The sequence below is a fragment of the Nonomuraea sp. NPDC049646 genome (assembly GCF_044465525.1).
GTDB lineage: Bacteria > Actinomycetota > Actinomycetes > Streptosporangiales > Streptosporangiaceae > Nonomuraea.
The window spans coordinates 244,435-270,531 of sequence record NZ_JBITLU010000003.1 but is presented as its reverse complement, the minus strand read 5'-3'; the positions used below and the strand labels follow the sequence as shown (position 1 = coordinate 270,531).

At 73.5% G+C, this 26,097-nt stretch carries 21 protein-coding genes; 12 read left to right on the top strand and 9 right to left on the bottom strand.

Annotated elements, in window-relative coordinates; all coding sequences use genetic code 11:
• Window positions 1-23: 23 nt before the first annotated feature.
• Both ACIBQ8_RS10245 and ACIBQ8_RS10240 read right to left on the bottom strand, forming a co-directional pair.
• Window positions 24-500: a nuclear transport factor 2 family protein gene (locus ACIBQ8_RS10245; RefSeq protein WP_352357058.1), complete on the bottom strand. Its 477-nt coding sequence runs from the start codon at window positions 498-500 to the stop codon at window positions 24-26.
• Window positions 501-504: 4 nt separating this feature from the next.
• Window positions 505-1,392 carry an amidohydrolase family protein gene (locus tag ACIBQ8_RS10240; protein ID WP_397191746.1) on the bottom strand — a complete coding sequence of 296 codons (888 nt, stop codon included), beginning with the start codon at window positions 1,390-1,392 and terminating at the stop codon, window positions 505-507.
• 34 nt (window positions 1,393-1,426) lie between these two features.
• Between ACIBQ8_RS10240 and ACIBQ8_RS10235 the strand changes: the two genes are divergently transcribed.
• Together ACIBQ8_RS10235 and ACIBQ8_RS10230 are read left to right on the top strand one after the other, a co-directional pair.
• Entirely contained in the window at window positions 1,427-2,131 is a 705-nt protein-coding gene (locus ACIBQ8_RS10235; RefSeq protein ID WP_397174886.1) for a M50 family metallopeptidase, read from the top strand.
• A gap of 46 nt (window positions 2,132-2,177) precedes the next feature.
• Window positions 2,178-3,821 (top strand): protein kinase, encoded by a 1,644-nt coding sequence (locus ACIBQ8_RS10230; RefSeq protein ID WP_397174888.1) that lies wholly within the window; start codon window positions 2,178-2,180, stop codon window positions 3,819-3,821.
• Here the strand turns inward: ACIBQ8_RS10230 and ACIBQ8_RS10225 are convergent.
• Complete coding sequence (locus ACIBQ8_RS10225; RefSeq protein WP_397191745.1) at window positions 3,810-5,945, bottom strand: thiamine pyrophosphate-dependent enzyme; 2,136 nt, start codon at window positions 5,943-5,945, stop codon at window positions 3,810-3,812. The genes ACIBQ8_RS10230 and ACIBQ8_RS10225 overlap by 12 nt on opposite strands.
• Window positions 5,946-6,176: 231 nt before the next feature.
• Window positions 6,177-6,728: a TetR/AcrR family transcriptional regulator gene (locus tag ACIBQ8_RS10220; RefSeq protein WP_397175446.1), complete on the bottom strand. Its 552-nt coding sequence runs from the start codon at window positions 6,726-6,728 to the stop codon at window positions 6,177-6,179.
• A gap of 109 nt (window positions 6,729-6,837) precedes the next feature.
• Between ACIBQ8_RS10220 and ACIBQ8_RS10215 the strand changes: the two genes are divergently transcribed.
• The 6 genes from ACIBQ8_RS10215 (at window position 6,838) to ACIBQ8_RS10190 (ending at window position 15,900) form a co-directional block, all read left to right on the top strand.
• Complete coding sequence (locus ACIBQ8_RS10215) at window positions 6,838-8,406, top strand: carboxyl transferase domain-containing protein (RefSeq protein WP_387664371.1); 1,569 nt, start codon at window positions 6,838-6,840, stop codon at window positions 8,404-8,406.
• A gap of 2 nt (window positions 8,407-8,408) precedes the next feature.
• On the top strand, window positions 8,409-10,358 hold the full coding sequence (locus tag ACIBQ8_RS10210; protein ID WP_397191744.1) for an acetyl/propionyl/methylcrotonyl-CoA carboxylase subunit alpha: 1,950 nt from the start codon (window positions 8,409-8,411) through the stop codon (window positions 10,356-10,358).
• A complete protein-coding gene (locus tag ACIBQ8_RS10205) occupies window positions 10,358-11,263 on the top strand; it encodes a hydroxymethylglutaryl-CoA lyase (protein WP_397191743.1) in 906 nt (301 codons plus the stop codon). The genes ACIBQ8_RS10210 and ACIBQ8_RS10205 overlap by 1 nt, the downstream gene beginning before the upstream one ends.
• 2 nt (window positions 11,264-11,265) lie before the next feature.
• Window positions 11,266-12,402, top strand: a complete 1,137-nt coding sequence (locus tag ACIBQ8_RS10200; RefSeq protein ID WP_352357043.1) for an acyl-CoA dehydrogenase family protein — start codon at window positions 11,266-11,268, stop codon at window positions 12,400-12,402.
• A gap of 92 nt (window positions 12,403-12,494) precedes the next feature.
• Window positions 12,495-12,929 carry a GNAT family N-acetyltransferase gene (locus ACIBQ8_RS10195; RefSeq protein ID WP_364337917.1) on the top strand — a complete coding sequence of 145 codons (435 nt, stop codon included), beginning with the start codon at window positions 12,495-12,497 and terminating at the stop codon, window positions 12,927-12,929.
• Window positions 12,930-12,987: 58 nt separating this feature from the next.
• A complete protein-coding gene (locus tag ACIBQ8_RS10190; protein ID WP_397174895.1) occupies window positions 12,988-15,900 on the top strand; it encodes an AAA family ATPase in 2,913 nt (970 codons plus the stop codon).
• Window positions 15,901-15,945: 45 nt separating this feature from the next.
• Here the strand turns inward: ACIBQ8_RS10190 and ACIBQ8_RS10185 are convergent, their stop codons facing one another.
• From ACIBQ8_RS10185 to ACIBQ8_RS10170, 4 genes are all read right to left on the bottom strand, one after another.
• On the bottom strand, window positions 15,946-18,051 hold the full coding sequence (locus tag ACIBQ8_RS10185) for a hypothetical protein (protein WP_397191742.1): 2,106 nt from the start codon (window positions 18,049-18,051) through the stop codon (window positions 15,946-15,948).
• Between the two features lie 82 nt (window positions 18,052-18,133).
• On the bottom strand, window positions 18,134-19,063 hold the full coding sequence (locus ACIBQ8_RS10180) for a carbohydrate kinase family protein (protein WP_397174899.1): 930 nt from the start codon (window positions 19,061-19,063) through the stop codon (window positions 18,134-18,136).
• Window positions 19,060-19,986, bottom strand: a complete 927-nt coding sequence (locus ACIBQ8_RS10175) for a pseudouridine-5'-phosphate glycosidase (RefSeq protein ID WP_358285202.1) — start codon at window positions 19,984-19,986, stop codon at window positions 19,060-19,062. The genes ACIBQ8_RS10180 and ACIBQ8_RS10175 overlap by 4 nt, the downstream gene beginning before the upstream one ends.
• A gap of 120 nt (window positions 19,987-20,106) precedes the next feature.
• Complete coding sequence (locus tag ACIBQ8_RS10170; RefSeq protein WP_397191741.1) at window positions 20,107-21,210, bottom strand: YeiH family protein; 1,104 nt, start codon at window positions 21,208-21,210, stop codon at window positions 20,107-20,109.
• A 70-nt stretch (window positions 21,211-21,280) separates the two neighbouring features.
• Here ACIBQ8_RS10170 and ACIBQ8_RS10165 point away from each other — a divergent pair, with 70 nt between their 5' ends.
• The 3 genes from ACIBQ8_RS10165 (at window position 21,281) to ACIBQ8_RS10155 (ending at window position 24,205) form a co-directional block, all read left to right on the top strand.
• Window positions 21,281-22,171 (top strand): LysR substrate-binding domain-containing protein, encoded by an 891-nt coding sequence (locus tag ACIBQ8_RS10165; protein ID WP_397174903.1) that lies wholly within the window; start codon window positions 21,281-21,283, stop codon window positions 22,169-22,171.
• 114 nt (window positions 22,172-22,285) lie between these two features.
• Window positions 22,286-22,588, top strand: coding sequence for a hypothetical protein (locus ACIBQ8_RS10160; protein WP_352320270.1), 303 nt, complete (start codon window positions 22,286-22,288; stop codon window positions 22,586-22,588).
• Between the two features lie 111 nt (window positions 22,589-22,699).
• A complete protein-coding gene (locus ACIBQ8_RS10155) occupies window positions 22,700-24,205 on the top strand; it encodes a phytoene desaturase family protein (protein ID WP_397191740.1) in 1,506 nt (501 codons plus the stop codon).
• A 12-nt stretch (window positions 24,206-24,217) separates the two neighbouring features.
• Here ACIBQ8_RS10155 and ACIBQ8_RS10150 read toward each other — a convergent pair whose 3' ends face one another.
• Complete coding sequence (locus ACIBQ8_RS10150; RefSeq protein ID WP_397174907.1) at window positions 24,218-24,772, bottom strand: TetR/AcrR family transcriptional regulator; 555 nt, start codon at window positions 24,770-24,772, stop codon at window positions 24,218-24,220.
• A gap of 86 nt (window positions 24,773-24,858) precedes the next feature.
• On the opposite strand from ACIBQ8_RS10150, the gene ACIBQ8_RS10145 reads away from it, so the two are divergent.
• Window positions 24,859-26,061, top strand: a complete 1,203-nt coding sequence (locus tag ACIBQ8_RS10145; RefSeq protein WP_397174909.1) for a cytochrome P450 — start codon at window positions 24,859-24,861, stop codon at window positions 26,059-26,061.
• Window positions 26,062-26,097: the final 36 nt, after the last annotated feature.

The following is a 26,097-nucleotide window of genomic DNA, read 5'->3' as shown; positions in this document are numbered from 1 at the left end:
CGATCCGGTTGCTCGGGTAAGAACTACTGCGACGACACCAAGCTGTCGAGCTCCTGGGTCGCCCGGTCCCTGATGGTCTTGCGCCACATCGGCGTCCAGCCGAACAGCAGCCCCTGCGGCCTGCCGAGAGCCATTCTGGACCAGCGCCTGAAGTCGAACTCGTCGTGGTGGCGGACGATGAGGTCGTCCTCGAACCTGAACAGCGCGTCGATCTCGTTGACGACCGTGCGGCCGGTGGAGGAGAAGGTGTAACTGGCCGTCCAGTGGGCCGAGCCGCTGAACTCGTCGGCCTGGACGTCGCGGTAGCCGGATCTCAGTCCGTCGCGCACGCCGAGCTGCAACCGCCACATCGCCATCACCCGGTCGCGGCCCTCGACCTCCTGGAAGATGGGGTCGCCGAAACTGATCTCGGGGTGGTAGCAGCGCTCCATGGCCGCGAAGTCCGCGCGGCCCAGAGCGTCGTAGAAGGCGCTGATGAGCGCCACGTGCCGATCGTTCACCTTGCTATCGAATCATGGCCGCACCATTGTCCCAGCACACCGCCCGCAGCCACTGCTCGCCGAGATCCAGGCGGGCGAGTGCGTCGAGCTGGTGCGCGTAGGGGTGCGGGATGGTCGGGAAATCGCTGCCGAGCACCACCTTCCCCGAAAGCCCGAGATCACGCAGAACCGGGCGCAATCGGCTGGGAAACGGCATGCCCCGCTCGGAGAAGTCGGTGAAGGCCATGGTGGTGTCCAGGGCGACCCGCTCATGGCGGACGGCCAGCTCGAAGAACGGCTCGTACTCGGGCATGCCCAGATGCGCGATCACCGCCCGCAGCCGCGGATGGGCGGCCAGCACCGCGCCGATCGGCCCCGGCCCCACGTGGCCGCCGGGCACGGGCACCGAGCTGGCGTGCACGACCACGGGCACGCCCGACTCCGCCAGCAGCCCCCAGACCTCGGTCAGCTCCGGCGCGGTCGGGTCGAAGCCGCCGACCTGGAGGTGCACCTTGAAGATCTGGACGCCGTCCGCCAGCGCCGCGCGCACGTAGTCGGCGACGCCGGGCTCGGGGTAGAACGTCGCCGACGGCAGGCAGTCGGGGTTGCGGCGGGCGAAGTCGAGCGTCCAGGCGTTGAGGTCGCGCGCCATGTCGGGCCGGTGCGCGTACGCCAGGGCGGGGAAGCGCCGTACGCCCATCTCGCGCAGCCTCGCCAGCCGCTCGTCGACCGGGCGTTCGTACTCGATCTTCCAGCCGGCGCCTATCAGCGGGCCGCCGTGGTTGAAGTGATGCCAGACCCGGCGTTCCATTCGTTCGGGCAGGAAGTGCACATGCAGGTCGATCAGGCCCGTCAGCCCGAGGTCGCGCCACCACGCCGGAACGTCCGCGTCAGAATGCAGTTCTGCTGCCACAGCCGGGACTTTACCCGGCTAGTGTTTCTCCTCGATGGACATGCTCTGGGCCCACCTGATCAAGGTTCAGCCTGACCCCGACCCCTGGGTCGTGCTGGTCTCGGCTCTGGCCGCGCTCGCGGTCGTCGCGTTCCGCACCCCCTGGCAGGTGTCCAGGGGCCTGATCACGATCGCCCACGAGGGCGGCCACGCGGTCATGGCGCTGCTCACCCGGCGCAAGCTCGAAGGCATCCGGCTCCACTCCGACACCTCCGGCGTCACGCTGACCCGGGGCCGCCCCAACGGCCCCGGCATGGTGCTGACCGCCCTCGCCGGCTACCTGGCCCCCTCGCTGCTGGGGCTGGCCGCCGCCTGGCTCACCGAGCAGGGCCGCATCACGCTGCTGATCTGGAGCGTGCTGCTCTTCCTGGTGTGCATGCTGCTGCTGATCCGCAACCTCTACGGCGCGCTGATCCTGCTGGTCACCGGCGGCGCGGTGTTCGCCCTGTCCATGTACGCCCCCGCCGAGGTCCAGCAGATCGTGGCCATGGTGGCGACCTGGTTCCTGCTGTTCGGCGGCGTCCGGCCGATCGTCGAGCTGCAGCGCAAGCGGCGCAGGCGGCAGGCCAGAGACTCCGACGCCGACCAGCTCGCCCGCCTGACGTTCCTGCCCGGCGGCTTCTACGTCTTCTTCTTCCTGGTCGTGGCCGCCGTGTCGGTGGTGTTCGGCGCGTATCTGATGAACCCGTTGACCCCTTGAAAGCCGAAATTTCACATTAAACTCACCGGCAACAGGGGGGAGTGCCGTGTTGCCAGCCGAGGACGCGCCCGGCTACCGGGTGCTCGATCAGGCGGGCCAGGGCGGTTTCGCCGTCGTCTACCGCGCCTACCAGGAGCGCCTGGACCGGGTCGTGGCGCTGAAGGTCCTGTCGGTCGACCGGGTCGACCAGCGCACCATGCGCCGCTTCCAGCGCGAGCTGCGGCTCACCGGCCGGCTGACCGGCCATCCCAACGTCGTGACCGTCTTCGACACCGGCGTGACGCGTTCGGGCAAGCCGTACATCGCGATGGACTTCTTCGAGAACGGCTCGCTGCGCGACAAGGTCCGCAAGGAGGGGCCGCTCGGGGTGCCCGACGTGCTGCGCGCGGGCGTCAAGCTGGCCGGCGCGCTGGCCGCCGTGCACGAGGCCGGGGTGCTGCACGGCGACATCAAGCCGCAGAACATCCTCGTCTCCCGCTACGGCGAGCCCGCCATCGCCGACTTCGGCGTGGCCCGGGTGGTGGACTCCGCGGAGATCTCGGCCACCTCCCAGGCGTTCACCCCGCTGCACGCCGCGCCGGAGGTGCTCACCGGGCAGCCGCACTCGGCCTCCGGCGACATCTACTCCCTCGGCTCGACGCTCTACCACCTGCTGGCCGGGCAGCCCGCCTTCCACAACCCGGCCGACCCGTCGATCGCGCCGCTGATGTACCGGGTGCTGAGCCTCGACCCGCCGCCGATCAACCGGCCGGACGTGCCGCCGGCGGTCTTCGGGACGATCCTGCACGCGATGTCCAAGCAGCCGGCGTCGCGGCCCGGCTCGGCCAGGGAGCTGGCGCGGCGGTTGCAGGAGGTGCAGGCCGAGCTGGGCCTGTCGGTGACCGACCTGGTGGGCCAGGATCCGGGGCCGGGGCCGGCGACGTCCACCGTCCCGCGCCGCCCGCGCGGCGGCCCGCAGGCCCCGCCGCACCCCGGCGACAGCTCCCTCCCGGCCACCGGCAGCCGGCTCGCCCACCCCCACGCCCCCGCACCCGTCCCGCCACCGCCCGGCCTGCCGGGGAACGCGGGCGGCGCAAGGCGGGAGGCCCCCATGGGAGGGGCCGTCGGCGGCGTTCGGCGGGAGGCCCCCACGGCGGGGGACATGGGCGGGGCTCGGCGGGAGGCCGTCACGACGCCGCCCGCCGGTGCAGGGGGCCTCGGGAGGCGCCTGCTGATCGGCGGCGCGGTCGCGGCCGTGGCGATCGGCGGCACCGGCCTGGCCGTCTACCTGTCGCTGCGGCCGCCCGCCGGTCCGGGCCCCGCCGACCGCCGCCCCGAGGCCGCGACCCCCGCGGCGACCGCAGCGGCGACCAGTGCCGCCACCCCGCCGCCGATCAGCAAGCGGGACGTCGCCGCGCTCGCCCCCCGCCGGCTCAGGGTCACCGCCGACCGCGGCGCCCTGGTGGAGCTGAGCTGGGCGCTCCCGGCCGACGCCCGCCGCTACCCGGTCGTCCTGCAACGTACGCGGGCGGGCGGGGGCGACGTGACCGTCGTCGCCCTCGGCACGGGCGCCACCAGCGGCCGCGTCGCCGGGCTCGACCCCGACACCGGCTACTGCTTCCTGGTGGGCGTGCCGCTGCGCATCTCGGCGGCTACCACCGTCGCCTGGTCGAAGCCCGCCTGCGTCAGAGGGGCGCGCTCAGCCCAGTAGCTTGCGCGCCGCCTGCTCGATCTCCTCCTCCGACAGCAGCACGTGGTTGGCCGCGTCGCCCAGCGGGATGAAGCTGTCGGCCGAGGTCACCCGGGCCACCTGCCCCGTGAACCCGGCGTCGATCAGCTCGGTCGTCACGCCCTCGGACACGCCCCCGGAGTGGCGGGTCTCGTCGGCGATCAGCACCTTGCCGGTCAGCTCGGCCGCCCGCAGCAGGTCGTCGACCGGCAGCGGGGCCAGCCAGCGCAGGTCGAGGACGCGGCAGCCGTAGCCCTCCTGGGTGAGCCGGACCGCGGCGCGCAGGCTCATCCGCAGCCCGTTGCCGAACGTCACGATCGTCAGGTCGCGGCCCTCGCCGTACGAGCGGGCCCGGCCGACGGGCACGTGCGTCTCGCGCCAGCGCCCCGGCGGCGTGTACGGCGCCAGCCAGCCGCCGTCGCCCTCCTCGAACAGGTCACGCGTGTGATAGAGCGCGATCGGCTCCAGGAACACGCAGACCGACCCGGCCGTACGGGCGGCGGCCAGGCAGGTGCGCAACATGGCGGCGGCGTCGTCGGGCCGCGCGGGCGAGGCGAGGACCAGGCCCGGGATGTCGCGCAGCGCGGCCACCGCGTTGTCGTTGTGGAAGTGGCCGCCGAAGCCCTTCTGGTAGGCGTAGCCGGCGACCCGGACGACCATGCCGTTGGTGTAGGCGCCGCGCGAGAAGAACGACAGGGTGGCGCCCTCGCCGCGGATCTGGTCGAGCGCGTTGTGCAGGTAGGCCAGGTATTGGATCTCCGGCACCGGGAGCTGGTTGGACACCGCCGAGCCGAGCGCGAGGCCGAGGATGGCCTGCTCGTCGAGGAGCGTGTCGAACACCCGCGAGCCGCCGAACCGCTTCTGCAGCCCCCGGGTGACGCCGTAGACGCCGCCCTTCCTGGCGACGTCCTCGCCGAAGACCGTCATCTCGGGGTAGACCACCAGCGCGTCGGCGAGCGTGCGGTTGATGGTCTGCGACAACGTCAGCGGCTTCTCGGTCTCGGGCAGCGTGCCGGCGAACGCCTTCTCCCTGATCGGGCCCTCGCCCGAGGTCGGGCTGATGTTGGCGATCAGGTCGGGACGGCGCGGCGCGATCGGCTCCATGACCTCCGCGGCCGAGCCGAGCCGCGGGGCGCGGGTGGTCTCCAGGGCGATGCGCAGGATGTGCTCGCGCGCCGACTCGTACGTCTTGAGCAGCTCCTCCGGCGTCTCCAGCCCGGCCTCCACCAGCATCCGCGCGGTGCGGACGAGCGGGTCGCGCTCCAGGTCGGCCCGCAGCTCCCGCTGGGTGCGGTAGGCCGACTCGACGTCGGACCCGGCGTGCCCCATCAGCCGCACGGTGGACAGGTGCAGGAACGCGGGGGAGCGGTTGGCGCGGACGTGCTGGACGGCGAGCGTGGCGGCGTCGTAGGCGTCGGCCAGGTCGCAGCCGTCGGCGGCGAAGTAGGCGATGCCCGGCCGCCGCGCCGCCGCCTCCACCCACCCCTTGGGGGTGCGGACGCTGATGCCGATGCCGTTGTCCTCGCACACGAACAGGATGGGCAGCGGCTGCCCCTGGAAGGTGGCGTAGGAGGCGGTGTTGAGCCCGGTCAGGGCGCTGGCGTGGTTGATCGAGGCGTCGCCGAAGCTGCACACGGCGATGGCGTCGGGCGGCCAGGCCGACCGGTCGCCGAGCGCGGCGGCCCGTTCGATGGCGAAGGCCACGCCCACGGCGCGCGGCAGGTGGCTGGCGATCGTCGAGGTCTGCGGGATGACGGCCAGGTGGGGGTGGCCGAAGACCTTGTGCCGGCCGCCGGCGATCGGCTCGTCGGCCGCCGCGGTGAGACCCATCAGCACGTCGCGAAGGCCCTGCTCGGGCAGGCGGCCGGCCTGCTCGGAGCGGGTCAGGTAGAAGGCGCCGGACCGGTAGTGGAGCAGCGCCGGGTCGCTCGCCCTGGCCGCGGCGGCGACGGCCGCGTTGCCCTCGTGGCCGGCCGACCCGATCGTGTAGAAGCCCTCGTTCTGCTCGCGGAGCCAGCGGGCGGCGATGTCGAGCAGGCGGCTGTCGAGCTGGCGCTGGAACAGGGTCCGGCACCGGTCGCCGGTGAGCGACGTGCCCTCGCGCACCGGGCCGCCGGGATCTCGGGCGGGGCCTGACTTCAGCGCCTCAACGGATTGGATGAAATGTGTCTCAACAGTGTCGCGCGCCACACCCTGATTATGTCCGTCAACGCCGCCGCCGTCTGCCGGAGTGCATGACAGATTGTGGTCCGGTCCGTTTAACCCTGATCCATGGCCGTTTGTAGAGGTCTACGGCGTTTCGGAGGTTTTCGTACGGGCTGAAGCGTCGCCGGTCAGTTAGTGATTGTTAACGCTGGCCTCGATCGCGGCGCGGGCCATCGTGTGCAGCAGGGGACGCATGTCGTGCGGGGGCAGCTCGCCCGCGCTGTGGGGCGTCGAGTTGAGCAGGCCGAAGACCGCGTGCGTCGCCGCGCGCAGCCGGGCCGGCGGGCACGCCGGGTGCAGCTCGGCCAGCACGGTCACCCACTCCTCGACGTAGAGGCGCTGCAGCCGCCTGATCCTGCGCCGCTCCGGCTCGGGCACGTTGCCCAGCTCGCGGTCGTGCACGGTGATCAGCGCCGGCTGGTCGAGCGCGAACGTGATCTGCACGTTGAGCAGCGCGTCGAGCGTCTCGGCCGGGCCGCCTGCGGAGGTGGCCACCGCCACCGCCGACTCCCGCAGCCGCGAGCTGACGTCGAGCAGCATCTCGGCGAGCAGCGCGTCCTTGCCGCTGAAGTGCCGGTAGAGCGCGGGGCCCGAGACGCCGACCGCGCCCCCGATGTCCTCGATGGAGACCCCGTGGAAACCGCGGGCGGCGAACAGCCGGGCGGCCGCCGCGAGGATCTCCATGCGCCTTCTGCCGCGCTCGCGGGTAGGTGTGGAGGCAGTGGTCACATCTCACATGCTAGACGATTACGTTAATGATGACTAACATCTCGGCCATGACGAGAGGGGACTCATGAGCGACTGGCCGGTGCTGAAGTCGGCCGTGGAGCCCGGGAGCGAGGCGTACAAACGCAACGCCGAGCTCAACGAGCGGCTGGCCGCCGAGCTGCTCGAACGGCTGGCCGCGGCGGCGCTCGGCGGTCCAGAGCGGTCGCGGCAGCGCCACGTCGAGCGGGGCAAGCTGCTGCCGCGCGACCGCGTCGACGGGCTGCTCGACCCGGGTTCCCGCTTCCTGGAGCTGTCGCCGCTGGCGGCCGGCGGCCTCTACGACGACCAGGCGCCCGCCGCCGGGATCATCACCGGCGTCGGCAGGGTGGCCGGGCGCGAGTGCGTGGTCGTGGCCAACGACGCGACCGTCAAGGGCGGCACGTACTACCCGATGACCGTCAAGAAGCACCTGCGCGCGCAGGAGGTGGCCCTGCACAACCACCTGCCCTGCGTCTACCTGGTCGACTCCGGCGGCGCGTTCCTCCCCAGGCAGGACGAGGTCTTCCCCGACCGGGAGCACTTCGGGCGCATCTTCTACAACCAGGCCACGATGTCGGCCCGCGGCATCCCGCAGATCGCCGCCGTGCTCGGCTCGTGCACCGCCGGCGGCGCGTACGTGCCGGCCATGAGCGACGAGGCGGTCATCGTCCGCGGCCAGGGCACGATCTTCCTGGGCGGTCCGCCGCTGGTGAAGGCGGCCACCGGCGAGGAGGTCACGGCCGAGGAGCTGGGCGGCGGCGACCTGCACTCGCGGGTCAGCGGCGTCACCGACCACCTGGCCGAGGACGACGCCCACGCCCTGGCCATCGTCCGCGACATCGTCTCGACGCTGGCCCCCCGGGCACCCCGTCCCTGGGACACGGTCGCCCCCGAGGAGCCGCGGCACGACCCGCGTGACCTCTACGGCCTCGTCCCGGCCGACACCCGCCAGCCCTACGACGTGCGCGAGGTCATCGCCCGCCTGGTGGACGGCTCGCGCTTCCTGGAGTTCAAGGCCGAGTACGGCTCCACCCTCGTCACCGGCTTCGCCCACCTGCACGGCCACCCGGTGGGCATCGTGGCCAACAACGGCATCCTGTTCAGCGAGTCGGCGATGAAGGGCGCGCACTTCATCGAGCTGTGCGACCAGCGCCGCATCCCGCTGGTGTTCCTGCAGAACATCAGCGGGTTCATGGTCGGCAAGGCGTACGAGGCGGGCGGCATCGCCAAGCACGGCGCCAAGATGGTCACGGCCGTGTCGTGCGCGCGGGTGCCCAAGTTCACGGTGGTGATCGGCGGCTCGTTCGGGGCGGGCAACTACGCCATGGCCGGACGGGCGTACTCGCCCCGGTTCCTGTGGATGTGGCCCAACGCCCGCATCTCCGTCATGGGCGGCGAGCAGGCGGCGAACGTGCTGACCACGGTCGGCAACGCCGACCCCGACGCCATCCGCGCCCAGTACGAGCACCAGGGCAACCCCTACTACTCCACCGCCCGGCTCTGGGACGACGGCGTGATCGACCCGCTCGACACCCGCACCGTCCTCGGCCTGGCCCTGTCCGCGGCGGCCAACGCGCCGCTCGAACCCGCCGGTTACGGCGTATTCCGGATGTGATCATGCTCTTCGACCGTGTTCTCATCGCCAACCGGGGCGAGATCGCCGTCCGGGTCGTCCGGACGCTGCGCGCGCTCGGCATCGAGTCGGTGGCGGTGTTCACCCCGCCCGACGCGGGCGCCAGGCACGCCCGCGAAGCAGACATCGCCCTCGAAGTCTCGAAATATCTGGACATCGAGGCGATCGTTGGGGCGGCGCTCGCCTCCGGCGCGCAGGCCGTCCATCCCGGCTACGGCTTCCTGGCCGAGAACGCCGCGTTCGCGCGGCGCTGCGCCGAGGCCGGGCTCGTCTTCGTCGGCCCGTCCCCCGAGGCCATCGACGCCATGGGCGACAAGATCCGCGCCAAGGCCACCGTGTCGGCGGCCGGGGTGCCGGTCCTCCCCGGCGGGGCCGAGCCGGGCGACGACCTGGCCCGGTGGGCCGAGTTCCCGGCGCTGATCAAGCCGTCCGCGGGCGGCGGCGGCAAGGGCATGGTGCTGGTGCGCTCGGCGGCCGAGCTGCCCGACGCGCTGGAGTCGGCCCGCCGTACGGCGCGGGCGGCGTTCGGCGACGGCACCCTGCTCATCGAGCGCTACGTCGAGAACCCCCGGCACATCGAGATCCAGGTCATGGCCGACGCCCACGGCAACGTCGTGCACCTGGGCGAGCGCGAGTGCAGCCTCCAGCGCCGGCACCAGAAGATCATCGAAGAGGCTCCGTCGCCCTTCGTGACCCCCGGCATGCGCGCCGACATGGGCGCCGCGGCCGTCGAGGCCGCCCGCTCGGTCGGGTACGTCGGCGCGGGGACGGTCGAGTTCATCGTCGACGGCACCACCGGCTCCTACCACTTCATGGAGATGAACACCCGGCTCCAGGTCGAGCACCCGGTCACCGAGCTGGTCACCGGCCTGGACCTGGTGGAGCTGCAACTGCGCGTCGCGGCCGGCGACCGGCTGCCGTTCGGCCAGGAGCAGGTGCGCCTCGACGGCCACGCGGTCGAGGCGCGCGTCTACGCCGAGGACCCGGCGCGCGGCTTCCTGCCCAGCGGCGGGCGCGTGCTGGCCCTGCGCGAGCCCGGCGACGACGGCCCGGGACGGGTGCGGGTCGACTCCGGCCTGGCCGAGGGCGGCGTCGTCGGCAGCGACTACGACCCCATGCTGTCCAAGGTGATCGCCTGGGCGCCGGACCGCGAGGCGGCGCTCAGGGCGCTGGACCGGGCGCTCGCCCGTACCGCGGTGCTGGGCGTGGTCACCAACGTGCCGTTCCTGCGCGGGCTGGCCCGCCACCCCGCGGTCGTGGCGGGCGAGCTGGACACCGGCCTGGTCGAACGCGTGCTGCCCGAGCTGCTGCCGGAGTCCGGCGTGCCGCGCGAGGTGGCCGCGGCGGCGGCGCTGATCTTCCACACGCTGCCGCAGGGCCCCGACCCCTGGCAGGTCACCGACGGCTGGCGGGTCGGCGAGCCCGCCTGGACGACCTGGCGGCTGGAGTCGCGCGACGGCGTGCACGCGGTGCCCGTCCGCGGCCTGCCCGGCCGGTCGGCCGAGGTGCTGCTGGACGGCGAGGCCGTGCCCGCCCGGATCACGACCGGCGGCGGCGCGGCGGCCGTCACGCTCGGCGGCCGGACCGCCCGCTACCTGACCGCCCGCCACGGCGACACGCTCTGGCTCGGCAAGGACGGCGAGTCGTGGGCGTTCACCCGCCACCTCATCGGCGACCCGGGCGACCGGCCCGGCGCCGCGGGGGCGGGCGACGGCGTGGTGCGCAGCCCCATGCCCGGCACCGTCCTGCTGGTCAAGGTGCAGCCCGGCGACCGGGTGAGCGAGGGGCAGCCGCTGGTCGTCGTCGAGGCCATGAAGATGGAGCACACGGTCACCGCCCCCTGTGACGGCGTGGTCGCCGAGCTGCCCGTCCAGCCGGGCAAGCCGGTCGACATGGACGCCGTGCTGGCCGTGGTCACCGACGAGGAGGCGTGATGCCGTACCGCATGCGAGGGCTTCCCGAGCGGGTCACGGTCTACGAGGTGGGCCCGCGCGACGGCCTGCAGAACGAGTCGGCGATCGTGCCGGTCGAGGTCAAGGCCGAGTTCATCGACCGGCTGGCCGACGCCGGCCACCGGGTCGTCGAGGCGACCAGCTTCGTGCACCCCCAGTGGGTGCCGCAGCTCGCCGACGCCGGTGAGCTGCTCGGCCGCCTCGACCGAAGGCCCGGCGTGCGCTACCCGGTGCTGGTGCCCAACGAGCGCGGGCTCGACCGGGCGCTGGAGCTGGGCGTCACCGAGATCGCGATCTTCGCCAGCGCCACCGAGACCTTCGCCGCCAAGAACCTCAACCGCACGCTGGAGAGCCAGTTCGACATGTTCGAGCCGGTCGTGGCCAGGGCGCTGGAGCACGGGCTGCGGGTGCGCGCGTACGTGTCGATGTGCTTCGGCGACCCCTGGGAGGGGCCCACGCCGGTCGGGCAGGTCGTCGCGGTCGGCGAGCGGCTGCTCGGGCTCGGCTGCTACGAGCTGTCGCTCGGCGACACGATCGGCGTCGGCACGCCGGGCCACGTCACCGAGCTGATCGGCGCGTTCGGCGGCCCCGAGCGGCTCGCCGTGCACTTCCACGACACCTACGGGCAGGCGCTCGGCAACACGCTCGCCGCCCTGCAGGCGGGCGTGACCACCGTCGACGCCTCCACCGGCGGCATCGGCGGCTGCCCGTACGCCGAGTCCGCCACCGGCAACCTGGCCACCGAAGACCTCGTGTGGATGTTGTCGGGGCTCGGCATCGAGACCGGGCTCGACCTGGACAAACTCGTGTCCACCAGCACCTGGCTGGCCGAGCGGCTGGGCCGGCCCAGCCCCTCGCGCGTCGTCCAGGCCCTCGCGAAAGGCTGATCATGCTGAACGACGAATACCAAGAGTTGCGCAAGACCGTCGAGGCGTTCGCCCGTGACGTGGTGGCGCCCGTGATCGGCGACTACTACGAGCGCGAGGAGTTCCCCTACGACATCGTGCGCAAGATGGCCGACATGGGGCTGTTCGGCCTGCCGTTCCCGGAGGAGTACGGCGGCATGGGCGGCGACTACTTCGCGCTGTGCCTGGCCCTGGAGGAGCTGGCCCGCGCCGACTCCAGCGTGGCGATCACCCTGGAGGCCGCGGTCTCGCTGGGCGCGATGCCGATCTACCGGTTCGGCACCGACGAGCAGCGCCAGGAGTGGCTGCCCCGGCTGGCCTCCGGCGAGATGCTGGGCGCGTTCGGGCTGACCGAGCCCGGCGGCGGCTCCGACGTGCCGGGCGGCATGCGGACGACCGCCGTGCTCGACGGCGGCGAATGGGTGATCAACGGGACGAAGGCGTTCATCACCAACTCCGGCACCGACATCACCGGCGTGATCGGCGTGGCCGCGCTCACCGGCGAGCGGGAGATCTCCACGATCCTGGTGCCGAGCGGCACGCCGGGGTTCACCGTCTCCAAGAAGTACTCCAAGGTCGGCTGGAACGCCTCCGACACCCGCGAGCTGTCCTTCTCCGACTGCCGGGTGCCCGCCGCCAACCTGCTCGGCGAGCGCGGACGCGGCTACGCGCAGTTCCTGCAGACCCTCGACGAGGGCCGCATCGCCATCGCCGCCCTCAGCGTGGGCCTGGCCCAGGGCTGCGTGGACGAATGCCTCAAGTACGTCAGGGACCGCAAGGCGTTCGGCCACCCGATCGGCCACTACCAGGCCATCCAGTTCAAGATCGCCGACATGGAGGTGCGCGCGCACACCGCCCGTCTGGCCTACTACCACGCGGCCGAGAAGATGCTGGCCGGGGTGCCGTTCAAGAAGGAGGCGGCGATCGCCAAGCTGGTGTCCTCGAACGCGGCCATGGACAACTCCCGCGACGCCACCCAGGTGTTCGGCGGGTACGGCTTCATGAACGAGTTCCCGGTCGGCCGCTTCTACCGCGACGCCAAGATCCTGGAGATCGGCGAGGGCACCAGCGAGGTGCAGCGCATGCTCATCGCCCGCCAGCTCGGCCTCGGCGACCTCTGACCGGACGCCATGTCAGGCGCCGTACCGGACGTCACGGCACACTCCCGTGGCACGATGGACGAAAGGGCACAGAGGTTCTAGTGTCGTACCTCATGACAGCGGACGATCTTCTCATCAGGAGGGCGGAGAAGGCGGACGCGGACGAGGTGTTCGCGTTGGCGCGGGAGTTCGGGCTGACCTTCCGGCCGGAGCGCGCGGCCTTCGACGCCGCGCTCCCGCAGCTCCTGCGCAACGAGGACGCCCTGCTGCTCACGGCCGTGGTGGGCGGGCGCGTCCACGGGTACCTGCTGGGGTTCGTGCACCTGACGCTGTTCGCCAACGGGCCGGTCGCCTGGGTCGAGGAGGCGATGGTCCAGCCGGGCTCGCGCCGGCAGGGGATCGGCCGCCGGCTGCTGGAGGAGTTCGAGGCGTGGGCCCGTACCCGGCAGGCGGGGTACGTGGCGATGGCCACCCGGCGGGCGCCGGAGTTCTACCACGCCCTGGGCTACGAGGCGTCGGCCACCTTCTTCCGCAAGGTTTTGCGCTGACAGACGACGGGCCGGAGTTTCGGTCCGTTTTGTCGGTGTTTGATGGCATCCTTGGGGCGTGAGCATTCACACCGTCAGCCCCCTGTTCGTCGGGCGCTCCCGCGAGCTGCACGCTCTGGGCGACGCCCTGGCCAGAGCACGTGCGGGCGCGTCGTCCACCGTGCTCGTGGGCGGCGAGGCGGGGGTCGGCAAGACCCGCCTGATCAGCGAGTTCATCGACCGGGCGGGCGAGGCGCGGGTGCTCGTCGGCGGCTGCCTGGAGCTGGGCACCGAGGGCCTGCCGTTCGCGCCGTTCACGGCCGTGCTGCGCGGGCTCGTGCGCGAGCTGGGGCGCGACGGCGTGGCGGCGCTGGTGCCCGGGGGCACGACGCGCGGGCTGGCCCGGCTGCTGCCCGAGTTCGGCGAGCCGGACAAGGACGGCGCCGAGGCGCGGGCCCGGCTGTTCGAGCAGGTGCTCGGGCTGCTGGAGCGGCTGGCCGAGGAGCGTCCGGTGCTGCTGGTGGTCGAGGACGCCCACTGGGCCGACCGCTCCACCCGCGACCTGCTGTCGTTCCTGGTCCGCTACCAGCGCACCGCGGCCCGGCTGATGATCGTGGTCACCTACCGAACCGACGAGCTGCACCGCACCCATCCGCTGCGGCCGATGCTGGCCGAGCTGGGCCGCATCGAGTGGGTGAGCCGGGTCGAGCTGCGCAGGCTCACCCGCAGGGAGGCCGTCGCGCAGGCGGCCAGCATTCTGCGGCGCGAGCCGTCGGCCGCCGCGATGGACCTCATCTACGCCCGCAGCGAGGGCAACCCGCTGTTCGTCGAGGCGCTGCTGAGCGAGGCCGACGGCGGCGACATGCTGCCCGAGTCCCTGCGCGACCTGCTGCTGGCCAGCGTCGAGCGGCTGCCCGACGAGACCCAGGAGCTGCTGCGCGTGGCCAGCGCGGGCGGCCAGCGCATCGAGCACGACCTGCTGAGCGCGGTGGCCGGGCTCGACGACACCGCCCTGTCGCGGGCGCTGCGCCCCGCCGTGGCGGGCAACGTGCTGGTGGTCGACGGCGAGGGCTACGGCTTCCGGCACGCGCTCATCCGCGAGGCGCTCCACGACGACCTGCTGCCCGGCGAGCACACCCGCCTGCACACCCGCTACGCCCAGGCACTCGAACGCGACCTGTCGATCCTGCCCGCCCCGCGCGGCGCGATCGAGCTGGCCCACCACTGGCACTCCGCCCACGACTCCACCTGGGCATTGGTCAGCGCCTGGCGCGCGGCCGCCGCGGCCCGCAAGTCCACCGCCTACGACGAGCAGCTCAGGATGCTCTCGCGGGTGCTGGAGCTGTGGGACCAGGTGCCCGACGCCGCCGAGCGCATCGGCTGCGGCCGCCTCGACGTGCTCAGGCAGACCTCCACGGTCGCCCACCTCGCCGGCGAGTACGAACGCAGCCTGGCCATGGCCGGCGCCGCGCTCGCCGAGGTCGACCTCGACGCCGACCCGATCACCGCGGCCACCCTGCTGCGCCAGCGCGGCCTGACCCGCTACGACCTGGGCCGCGCCGGTTACCTCGACGACCTGCGCCAGGCGGCCGAGCTGGTGCCCGCCGAGCCGCCGAGCAAGCTGCGCGGCCAGGTCCTGGAGACGCTGGCGCGCATGCTGCACCGTCCGGAGGACTGGCCCGAGAAGCTGGCGACGGCGCAGCTCGCCATGGAGATCGGCCACCAGGTGGGCGACGCCAACGTCGAGGCCCACGCGCTCATCAGCATCGCCTGGGCGCGCTCGCGCTTCTCCGACATCGAGGCCCAGCTCGGGCAGTTCGCCGAGGCGCGCCGGGTCGCCCGCGCCCACGGCGCCTACAACGCGCTGATGCGATGCGCGATCTCCGAGTCCGACGCGCTGGAGGGCGCCGGACGGCACGAGCGGGCCGCCCAGGTCGCCCGCGAGGGCGTGCAGGAGGCCGGGCACTACGGCCTGGCACGCACGTCCGGCACCTTCCTGGCGATCAACCTGACCGAGCCGCTGCTCTCGCTGGGCCGCTGGGACGAGGCGCTCCAGGTGGTCGAGCAGGCGCTCGACCTCGCGCCGCCGGCCCCCTACCGGGCCAGCCTCCAGGGCTTCCTGGCGGACATCGCGCTCGCGCGGGGGCAGATCGACCGGGCCGATAAGCTGCTGTCGTCCTCCGCCAGCGTGTTCGCCCGCGGCACCTACCGGGACCAGACCGTGCTGCCGCAGCTGCGCAGGCAGGTCCTGCTGCTGCGGGCGCAGGGGCGGCTCGGCGAGGCGCTGGAGGCCGTGTCCCGGGGGCTGGCGAACCAGGACCTCTTGCCCTCGCCGCGTTACGCCTGGCCGCTGCTGGTGACGTTCGCGCAGGTCGCCCGGCCCGCGCTCGGCGAGGGCGGCGCGTCGTACGCGGGGGTCGCGGCGGCCGTCGTGGCGCGGCTGCGCGAGGTGGCGCGGGAGCTGGCCGTGGACGGTGACCTCCAGGAGGCGCAGCGGCTGACGTTCGCGGCGCTGACCGGGCCGGAGGAGGGGCTCGGCGGGGCGGCCCAGCTCAAGGCGTGGGAGTCGGCGGTGGCGGCCTGGGCGGGGTTGCGGCAGCCGTACGCGGAGGCGCAGTGCCTGGTGGGGGCCGCCCAGGCGGCGCTGGCCGAGGGCGACCGGCGCGCCGCGGCCGGGATGGTGACGCGGGCGCGGGAGCTGGCCGCGCAACTGGGCGCCACGCCGCTGCTCGAACAGCTCGACGTGCTCGGACGGCGGGCCCGCGTCGGCGGCGCCGACGAGCCGGACGGGCCGCCGCTGGGGCTGACCGCGCGCGAGCTGGAGGTGCTGCGCGAGGTGAGCAACGGGCGCAGCAACCGGGAGATCGCCGCGGCGCTGTTCATCTCGGTGAAGACGGTCAGCGTGCACGTCTCCAACATCCTGGCCAAGCTGGGCGTCGGAACCCGCGGCGAGGCGGCGGCCACGGCCCACCGGCTGGGCCTGTTCGGGTGACCGCGGACGGGCGGGGGCCTGCGGGCGGGTGACCGGGGGCGGGCGTCAGCCGGTGAGCTGGGCCTCCAGGCGGTAGCCGTCCACCGTGACGTAGACCTGGTCGCCGGGGCGGGCGTTCAGGCGCATGAGCACCGGCTGCAGCGAGTCGAAGACCGGCTGGTGGCCCTGCCAGACCAGCACGATCGCGTTGTCGCCGGGGCCGGTCACCGACAGCAGGGTGCCCGGACGCATGCCGAGCTGGGCCGCGTAGCCCTCCGGCACCGGCACCGGGCCGCCCCTGAGGTGCTCCGGGGTGACCTCGATGCGCTGCCAGCGGCGCGGGTCCGACGACGGGCTCGGCAGCGGCGGCGGCGGCGTGGACGGCGTTCCGGCCAGGCTGCCGGGCAGCATGCCCGACCGGCCGCCGGACAGCGCCGACAACGTGGCCAGGGCCGCCGAGGGGTCGATCGAGTTCGCGCCCGCCGTCGGGATGGGCTGGCCGCCCCGGTGGTGGTGGCCGTTGGCGCCCGGCGTACGGCGGGGGAGGGGCTGGGCGGGCTGCGGGGAGGCGTCCGCCGGGCCGGGGGCCGACTCCGAGGGCAGGGCGTCGAGCCACGCCTTGGCGGAGTGGGCGCGGATGCCCAGCTCGGAGAGCAGCTCCACGACGTCGGTGTCCGGCGGGGCGGCGGCCAGGAGCTGCCGCGTACGGGCCTGGAGGCCGTGGATGTCGCCGACGACCAGCCAGCCGTCCTGGAGGCGGCGGTCGGGCATGAGCGTCACCAGGACCCGCCACAGGGGCGTGCGCAGCGACGGGACCATCGCCGGGTGGGCCGGGTCGGCGCCGATGAGCTGCTCCTCGGTGGCCGCCGCGCCGAGCCATTCGGTGAGCCGGAACATGTGGCCGGTGACCGGCGCCGACTCCGACGAGCGCAGCCAGTGCAGGACGCGCTCCTCGGCGGTGCGCTGGGCCTGGGAGAGCACGTCGCGGTCCACCAGCAGCTTGTGTGCCAGGGTGCGCAGGCTGACCGGGTCCTCGGCGAACAGCCGGTGCACGGCGACGGCCAGCTCCAGCTTGTCCAGGCTGCGGAACAGGCCGTCCACGACGCGGACCATCGCGTGGTCGGGGTCGGCGGGGACCTGGCCGGGAGCGGCCGTCCCGCCGGGGACGGGGGCGGCATACGGGGGGCCGTCGGCGCCGGCCTGCGGGCCGCCGTCCGGACGCCCGGCGGTGGGCCGCTGCGGCAGCCGCGCACCACCCTGCGCCGGGAAGGACCCGGTCTGAGGCCCGCCGGCGGGCTGGGCGGGGAAAGAGCCGGTCTGAGGCCCGCTGGCGGGCTGGGCCGGGAACGAACCGGTCTGACGGCCGCCTTCGGGCTGGGCCGGGAACGAACCGGTCTGGCGGGTGGCGTCGGGCTGGGCGGTGAAGGAGCCGGTCTGGTGTCCCTGGGCGTTCTCCGGCGGCGGAGGGAACGGGCCGGGCTGCTGGGCGGCGGGCCGGGCCGCGGCCGTGCGCTGCGGCAGGCCGCCCTCACCGGCCGGTGCCGGGCGCGGGGCGCCCTCGGGCTGGGCCGGGAAGGCGTCGCTGTGCGGGGTGAAGGCGGCGGGCGGGCGCTGGGGGCCGCTGCCGGGCTGGGCGGCGTACGCGCCGGGTTCGGCCACCGGAACGGCCGGGAAGGACCCCGTCGCGCCGCGCGCGAGCGGACGGGTGACGTCCGGCGAGCCGGACTGCTGGGCGGGCACCGCCTCCCGCTGCGCCGGGATGCGCCCGAGCACCTCGCGCAGGACCGAGCCGACCACCACCTCGGGCGTCGCCGACGGGGTGCCGAGATCGCCGGGCGACAGGCGGCGCAGCCGCTGCCAGCCGCCGAGCCCGGTGATCGCCGTACGGGTGGCCTCCGGCCAGCCGGGCAGCGCCGGATCGACCTGATGGACGGCGAGCGCGGGAAGCAGGTCCACCAGCGGCAGATGGTCCCAGCGGGAGGAGATCAGCCGGGCGAGCCGTTCGCAGACCCAGTCGAGACCCGCCGTGCCGAGCGCCCTGGACACCGCGAGCGAGGACCACCACCCCGCCGGCAGCCGCGGATCACCCAGCACCTCGGCCACCTGCTGAGGGCGGCTCCAGCGCAGAGCAGGGACGAGGTCGCTCAGGCAGATCGATGACTCGACTTCCATCGGCGGACCTTATCCTCCCCAGTGGGCCGCGTGGGCAACCCGGTACGCATGTGGCTAATGGTGCAGCCTACGCGGCAAGCTATCAATCAGTGTGAATAGGGTAAAGACGGTTCAGATCCAAACCGTACCGTGGACGGCCGCCCACCTGGGCCACACATTGGGCACCGGCACGGCAACCCGCCTCCAGCGCGAGCGCGGCGCCCGCCCCCTGGAGGGTGGCGGCCAGATACCCGGCCGCGAAGGCGTCACCGGCGCCCGTGGAGTCCACGACCTCGGCGGACACGCCCGCGCACGTCGCCGTGATCTTGCCGTCCACGGCCACCAGCGCGCCCTCGGCGCCCAGTTTCACGACCGCTGTGCCGTACGTCTCACTCAGCAGCACGGCGGCCCGCTCCGGCGCCGTGACGCCGGTCAGGACCAGCGCCTCGTCCAGGTTCGGGATGATCAGGTCGGCCGCGGACGTCTCCCGCATGAAACGCTCGACGCCGAAGTCCCGCAGCGGGCCCGTCGAGGCCGGGTCGACGCTGACCGGCACCCCGGCGGCGACGGCGTCCCGGACGGCGGCCCTGACCAGGCGCAGGCCGGGCGCGGCGAACAGCGTGTACCCCGACAGGTGCAGCCGCCCGACCCCGTCCAGCAGGGACGGGTCCCAGTCGGCGTCGGAGATCAGGCCGCCCGCGCCGCGGTTGGTGAGCATGGACCGTTCGCCGGTCTTGTCCACCATGGCGATGACGACCGCCGTGGGGTGCTCCCGGTCCACCAGCACGTGGGGCCGGACCCCCGTCCTGACCAGCTCGGTCGTGTGCCACTCGCTGCTGTCGTAGCCGAGCTTGGCCAGCAGCCGCGAGTCGGCCCCCAGGTGGGCGGCCCAGGCGGCGGTGTTCGCGCCCGAGCCGCCGGGCCGCAGCACGATCTCCGCGGCGGTGTCGGTGCCCGCCATGACCGGGGAGCCGTGCAGCGCCACCACGTCGGTGACGACGTCACCGATCACCAGGAGGCCGGTGTCGCTCACGCCCGCGACCAGGCCACGGCGATCTCGGCGGCCAGGGCGGTGTTCCCGCGCACGGCGGCCAGGTTGGCCTCCAGCGACGCGCCGCCGGTGCCGTTGACGAGGTAGCTGAGCAGGAACGGCGTGATCGCCTGCCCCTTGACGCCCTCGCGCTCGGCGGCGGCCAGCGCCTCGGCCAGCACGCGGTCGTGCAGCGCCGGGTCGAGCTGCTGGTCGCGCGGCACCGGGTTGGCCACGATGAACGCGGTCTCCGGGCCGGCCAGCGCGTCCTGGCCGCGCATGACGGCGGCGGCGTCCTCGGGCGACTCGATGCGCCAGTCGATCGGCTGGCCGGAGGAGTTGAGGTAGAAGCCGGGGAAGGTGTCGGTGCGGTAGCCGGCCACGGTCACGCCGCGCGTCTCCAGCCGCTGCAGCGTGGCCGGCACGTCGAGGATCGACTTCACGCCCGCGCAGACGACCGTGATGCGGGTGCGGGCCAGGGTGTCGAGGTCGGCGGACTCGTCCTGGTCCTCGGTCCAGCCGCGGTGCACGCCGCCCAGACCGCCGGTCGCGAAGATCCGGACGCCGGCGCGGGCGGCCAGGAACGACGTGGCCGACACGGTGGTCGCCCCGCTCGCCTTCAGCGCGGCGGCCAGCGGCAGGTCGCGCTGGCCCAGCTTGCGCAGCCCGGACTCGGTGGCGATGCGCTCCAGCTCCAGCTCGTTCAGGCCGATCCTGGCCACGCCGTCGAGGACGGCGATCGTCGCCGGGACCGCGCCCGCCGCGCGGACCACGCCCTCCAGCTCGCGGGCCACCTCCAGGTTGCGCGGCTGCGGCAGGCCGTGGGAGATGATCGTGGACTCCAGGGCCACGACGGGCGCGCCGCCCGCCAGGGCCTCGGCGACCTCGTCGGACGGCTGGAGAAGGGGATCGGTGGCGCTGCGCATGACGGGTTTCAAGCTCCTTGAGTGGTCCTGGCCGGTTCAGGGAGAACGGCGTGCCTGACGGAATTTGTTCCGAACAGAGCAGCGTACGGTGGCCTGGCCAGGACGTCCACTCAGGCGGCCTCACAGCAGCACGGCGACCCCGGTGAGCGACACGGCGGCGATGATCGCGGTGGCGATGCCGCCGAGCAGCACGGCCCGCCCGCCCTTGACGAGTTTGCGCACGTCGATCCCGGTGCCCAGGCCGAACAGGGCGGCGGCCATGAGCACGTTGGTGACCTGCGGGACCGCCCGCGTGACCATGTCCGGCACCCAGCCGGTGCTGCGTACCGCCACCATGACGAGGAACGCCGCCACGAACAGCGGCATGACGGGCGTCCTGCGCCCCTCCCGCCGGCCCGCCGCGGGCGCACCGGCCGCCGAGCGGCGGGCGCGGAACGACGTCAGGGCGACGAGCGGGGCCAGCAGGACGACGCGGGCCAGCTTGACCGTCACCGCGGCGGACAGGACGCCCGACGCCGCGCCGATCGCGGCCACCTGCGCCACCTCGTGCACGGCCGCGCCGGTCCAGACGCCGAGCTGGGCCGGCGACAGCCCGAGCAGCGCCGCCAGCGCCGGGACGGCCACGATGGCCGCGCTGCCGTAGAGGACGACCACGCTCAGCGCGGCGGCCGCGTCGTCGTCGTCGGCGTCCTCCGCGCTCTCGCGCATGGCCGCGACCGCCGCCGCCCCGCAGATCGACACCCCGGTCGCCACCAGCAGCGACGTGCCGGACGACAGGCCCAGGCGGCGGCCGATCAGCGGCGTCACCGTGAACGTCACGCCGGTCGCCGTCACCACGATCACCAGCGTCTGCCAGCCGAGCGCGAGCACCTGCGGCAGCGCGATCTGGAGCCCGAGCAGCGCGATCGCCACCCGCAGCACCCGCCGGGCCACGAACGCCAGCCCCGGCCTGAACCGCTCCCAGACGGCCCCAGCCCCGGCCCCCCGCGCGGACGTCGCCGCCCAGGCCGCGAGGTTGGCCAGGACCGCCCCGGACAGCACCGCGATCACCGCCGGGCTGAACGCCGGGACGTACCGGTTCGCCACCATGGCCGCCACCACGGCGACGGCCGCCAGCCCGATGCCGGGCCACACCGACGCCGCGCGGACGCCCTGGCCGCCTTGGGGATCGGGGGCCGGCCGGGGCGCGGTGAGCGGGGGGATCCGCTGGTCGGGGAGAGGCATGATCCCAGTCTTCGGGGCCTTCGTACCGGCCGGTAGACACGCGTTGGGTGGGAGGCCATAGCCTGTGGCTATGAGTGCGCTGCCGGATCTCGACTCGCTGAAGCTGCTGGTCGACGTGGGCGAGCTGGGCAGCCTGGGCCAGGCGGCCAAGGCGGCGGGCATGGCCCAGCCGTCGGCCAGCAAGCGGGTGGCCATGCTGGAGCGCCGCCTCGGCGTCCCGCTGCTGGAGCGCACGCCGCGCGGGTCCACGCTCACCGCCGAGGGCCGGATGGTGGCCGGGTGGGCGGCCCAGGTGCTGGCCGCGGCCGAGGAGCTGATGCGGGCCGTGGAGGCCGTGCGGCACAGCGAGGCGGCCCACCTGCGGGTGGCGGCCAGCATGACGGTGGCCGAGTACCTGGTGCCGCGCTGGCTCGGCGAGCTGCAGAACCGCGAGCCCGAGGTCCAGGTGGGGCTGGACGTGGTCAACTCCGCCGACGTCGCGGCCAGGGTGCTGGGCGAGGAGGTGGAGCTCGGGTTCGTCGAGGGGCCGACCGTGCCCGAGGGGCTGGACAGCCGGGTGGTCGGCACCGACCGGCTGGTGGTCGTGGTGGCCCCCGGCCATCCCTGGGCGCGCCGCCGGACGGCCCTGCGCGGGGCCGAGCTGGCCGCCACGCCGCTGGTGGTACGCGAGCCGGGCTCAGGTACCCGCGAGACCCTGGACGTGGCGTTCAAGAGCCTCCACCGGGCCAGCCCGCGCCTGGAGCTGGGGTCGAACTCGGCGGTCAAGGGGGCGGCGCAGGCGGGGGCCGCGCCCGCGGTGCTCAGCGGTTACGCGGTCGAGGCGGACGTCGCGACCGGCCGCCTGGTGGAGGTGCCCCTCGCCGGGCTCACCCTGGTCCGGAACCTGCGCGCGGTGTGGCGGCGCGGGCGTTCGCTCACCGCCCCGGCCGCCACGCTCCTGGCCATCGCCAGCCGTCCGTGAGCGCGTCGCCCGAAGGTGGCCGTTGACGCCGCCTGGAGCACGATCTAGCTTTCCCTTAGGAAAGTTTCCTAAAAGTAAGAGCGCGTTCACCCCCCGAACCTCAGGAGACTCCGCATGAGCCTTCGTCGTCCTCTCGTCGCCCTGGCCGGATCGGCGGTGATGTGCCTCGCCGCGGCGGGCCTGGCGCCGTCGCCCGCGCTGGCCGCGCCCACCGACTGCACCGCCTGGGTCAGCGGCGGCTACGCCTACAGCAGCTGCGCCTCCGGCACCGGCCAGCACGCCGTCGGGGTGGAGCAGTCGCACCCGTACGCCGGTCCCATCGTCCTGACCGGCGGCTGGACGGCCGTCGGCGGGGTCTCCTCGGTACGGCTCACGCCGTGGCCGGTCAAGCGCGTCTGGGTGAACAGGACGGGCTGACGGGTCCGGCCCGGCCGGGAGTGGACCCGGCCGGGCCGACCCGCGAGCGGCCCGCACCATATCCGCGCGAACCGTTGACTAAGGGCACAGGTCGGGTCATAAGGTGCGGGGATGGGTGCGTATGACGTCGTCGTGGCAGGTGGCGGGCACAACGGGCTGGTCGCGGCCGCCTACCTCGCCGGAGCCGGCCGCCGGGTGCTGGTGCTGGAGCGCCTCGGGCACGTCGGCGGCCTGGCGATCTCCACGCGGGCCTTCCCCGGCGTGGACGTCCGCCTGTCCCGCTACTCCTACCTGGTGAGCCTGCTGCCCGCCCAGATCGTCCGCGACCTCGGTCTCGACCTCGACCTGCGCCGCCGCCGGTACGCCTCCTACACCCCCGTGGGCGACACCGGCCTGCTCGTCGACAACGAGGACGAGGCCCGCACCGCCGCCTCCTTCCGCGCCGTCACCGGCGGCGAGCGCGACCACCGCGCCTGGCGCGACTTCTACGCCATGACGGCGGACGTGGCCCGCGCCCTGGCCCCCACCCTGCTCGAACCCCTGCGCACCCCCGCCGAGATCGAGCGCCTGGTCGGCCCGCAGGCCTGGCGCGACCTGTTCGCCCGGCCGATCGGGCAGACCGTGGACGAGCGGTTCGCCGACGACACCGTGCGCGGCGTCGTGCTCACCGACGCGCTGATCGGCACGTTCGCCGACCCGTCCGCCGACCTGCTGGCCAACAGGTGTTTCCTCTACCACGTGATCGGCGACGGCACCGGCGAGTGGAACGTCCCGGTGGGCGGCATGGGCGCGGTCTCCGGCGCGCTGGAGCGGGCGGCCAGGCGGGCCGGGGCCGAGATCAGGACCGGCGCGGAGATCGTCGGCATCTCCCCGTCGGGCGAGGTCACCTACGTCGCCGAGGACGGCGAGCACACCGTGGACGGCCGCCACGTGCTGGTCAACCTGCCCCCGGCGGTGCTGGACCGGGTGCTCGGCCGGCCCGCGACCGTGCCGGAGGGCGCGCAGCTCAAGGTCAACATGGTGCTCGCCCGGCTGCCCCGGCTGAAGGACCGCTCGGCCGACCCCCGGGCCGCCTTCAGCGGCACGTTCCACATCAACGAGGGGCGCGACCAGCTCGCGAAGGCGTACGAGCAGGCGGCGCGCGGGGAGATCCCGGAATCGCCGCCGGCAGAGGTCTACTGCCATTCCCTGACGGACCCGTCCATTCTGGGGCCGGAACTGCGGGGGAAGGCCGAGACGATGACCCTGTTCGGCCTCCACATGCCCGCCCGACTTTTCCGGAAAAATCCAGAAAAAGCGCGGGAAGAGGCGTTGCGGGCCACGTTCGCCTCCATGAACGCGGTGCTCGCCGAGCCCATCGAGGACTGCCTGCTGCGCGCCCCCGACGGCACCCCGTGCGTCGAGGTCAAAACCCCCGTCGACCTGGAGCGGGACGCCGGACTGCCGGGCGGCCACATCTTCCACGCCGACCTGAGCTGGCCGTACGCGGAAGAGAGGGGCTGGGGCGTCGAGACCGGGCACGAACGCATTCTGCTGTGCGGCGCCGCGGCCCGCAGGGGCGGCGGCGTGAGCGGGATCGGCGGCCACAACGCGGCCATGGCGCTGCTGCGCCCGTGAATCAGGCGGGAATCACCGGGAAATCAGTTTCGTGGCCACCGTGAGCGCCACGCCCGTGCGTTCGGCGTCGGGCAGTTGCAGGTCGAAGAGGACGGGGACGCTCCCCAGGATCACCGCGATCACCGCGAGCCTGGCCTCGAACTGCTGAACGGGGTCGTCCTCCGGCGAGCTCAGCACCGACAGCATGGAGACGAGGCCCTCCTGCATCCGCGAGCCGGACGGCAGGTCCCCCATCACCCCCTGGTTCACCTGCGCGAACCTGAACAGCGGCCGCCACCTGTCCTCCAGCAGCCCGGAGATGCGGCGCAGGATCTCCTGCCTGGCCTCCGGCGTGCGCGGCTGCTCTCTCGCCCACGCCACCAGCTCGTCGATCGAGACCACCAGGTGGTCGACGACGCCGGCCAGGATCGCCTCCTTGGTGCGGAAGTGGTAGTAGAGCGCGGGCCTGGTGATCTCCAGACGCTCGGCGACCTCCTGGAGGGTCGTCTTGTCGTAGCCGCGCTCGGCGAACAACTCCAGCGCCACCCGCTGGATCCGCTCACGAGTGTCCGTCCGCCGCCCTGCCATCGTGCTCCCATCCCTTGACGGCCGGCCCTCGCATTGCTTACTTTCACGTAAGTAAGCAATGCGGTCCGGCTTGTAGGGAGCAGACTATGGCTCAGCACTTCCCTGTCCAGCGCACGTGCCCGTTCGCCCCGCCTGCCGAGTACGCCCGCCTGCGCGAGCAGGGCCCCCTCGTGAGGGCGGCGCTCCCCGGCGGCGAGGCATGGCTCGTCACCCGGCACGCCGAGGCCCAGCGGGTGCTGTCGGGCGAGGGCATCAGCACCAACCCGGCCACGCCCGGCCACCCCAACGCGCTCCTCAGCCCCGAGCCGCCCTCGCCCGATCAGGCGGAGACGCTGCGCCAGTTCGCGATCGGGAACTTCATCGACCTCGACCCGCCCGAGCACACCCGCTTCCGCAGGCTGCTCATCCCCGAGTTCACCGTCCGGCGGGTCAGGGAGCTGCGGCCGTCCATCCAGCGGCTGGTGGACGAGCTCATCGACGACATGCTGGCCAAGGGGACGGAGGCGGAGCTGGTCGAGGCGTTCGGGCTGGCGCTGCCGTCCCTGGTGATCTGCCGGCTGCTGGGCGTCCCGTACGCCGAGCGCGAGTTCTTCCAGTCGCGTACCCGCATGATCGTCTCCGCCGTCGATGACCCCGCGGCGGGCTACACGGCCGTCACGGAGATCAGGGGGTTCCTGGACGACCTGGTCACCGCCGCCGCACGCGCACCCGAGGACGACCTGCTCGGCCGCCTGATCACCGGCGGGCAGCTCACTCACCAGGAGCTCGTCGGCGTGCTCTTCCTGCTGCTCGTCGCCGGCCACGAGACCACGGCCAACATGATCCCGCTCGGCGTGCTCACGCTGCTGCGCCACCCCGCCCAGCTCGCCGCCCTGCGCGCCGACCCCTCGGGCTGGCCGATGGCGGTGGAGGAACTGCTGCGCTACCACTCGATCGTCGACTGGGTGGCCTTCGACCGGGTGTCCACGCGGGATCAGGAGATCGGCGGGCAGCGGGTCGGGAAGGGCGAGGGCATCTTCGTCCTCGGCGCCTCCGCCAACAGGGACGAGCGCGTCTTCGACCGTCCGGACGAGTTCGACGTCGCCCGCGGCGCCCGCCACCACGTGGCCTTCGGCTACGGCGTGCACCAGTGCCTCGGCCAGAACCTGGCCAGGGCCGAGCTGGAGATCGCGCTGCGCACCCTCTTCGAGCGCGTCCCCGGCCTGCGCGTCACGGTCGCCGACGAGGACGTGCCCGCCAAGTACGACGGCGTCATCTTCGGGCTCAAGGCCCTGCCCGTGGCGTGGTGATTCTCAGAGGACGCCGGTGAACCCGTTCATCGTGTT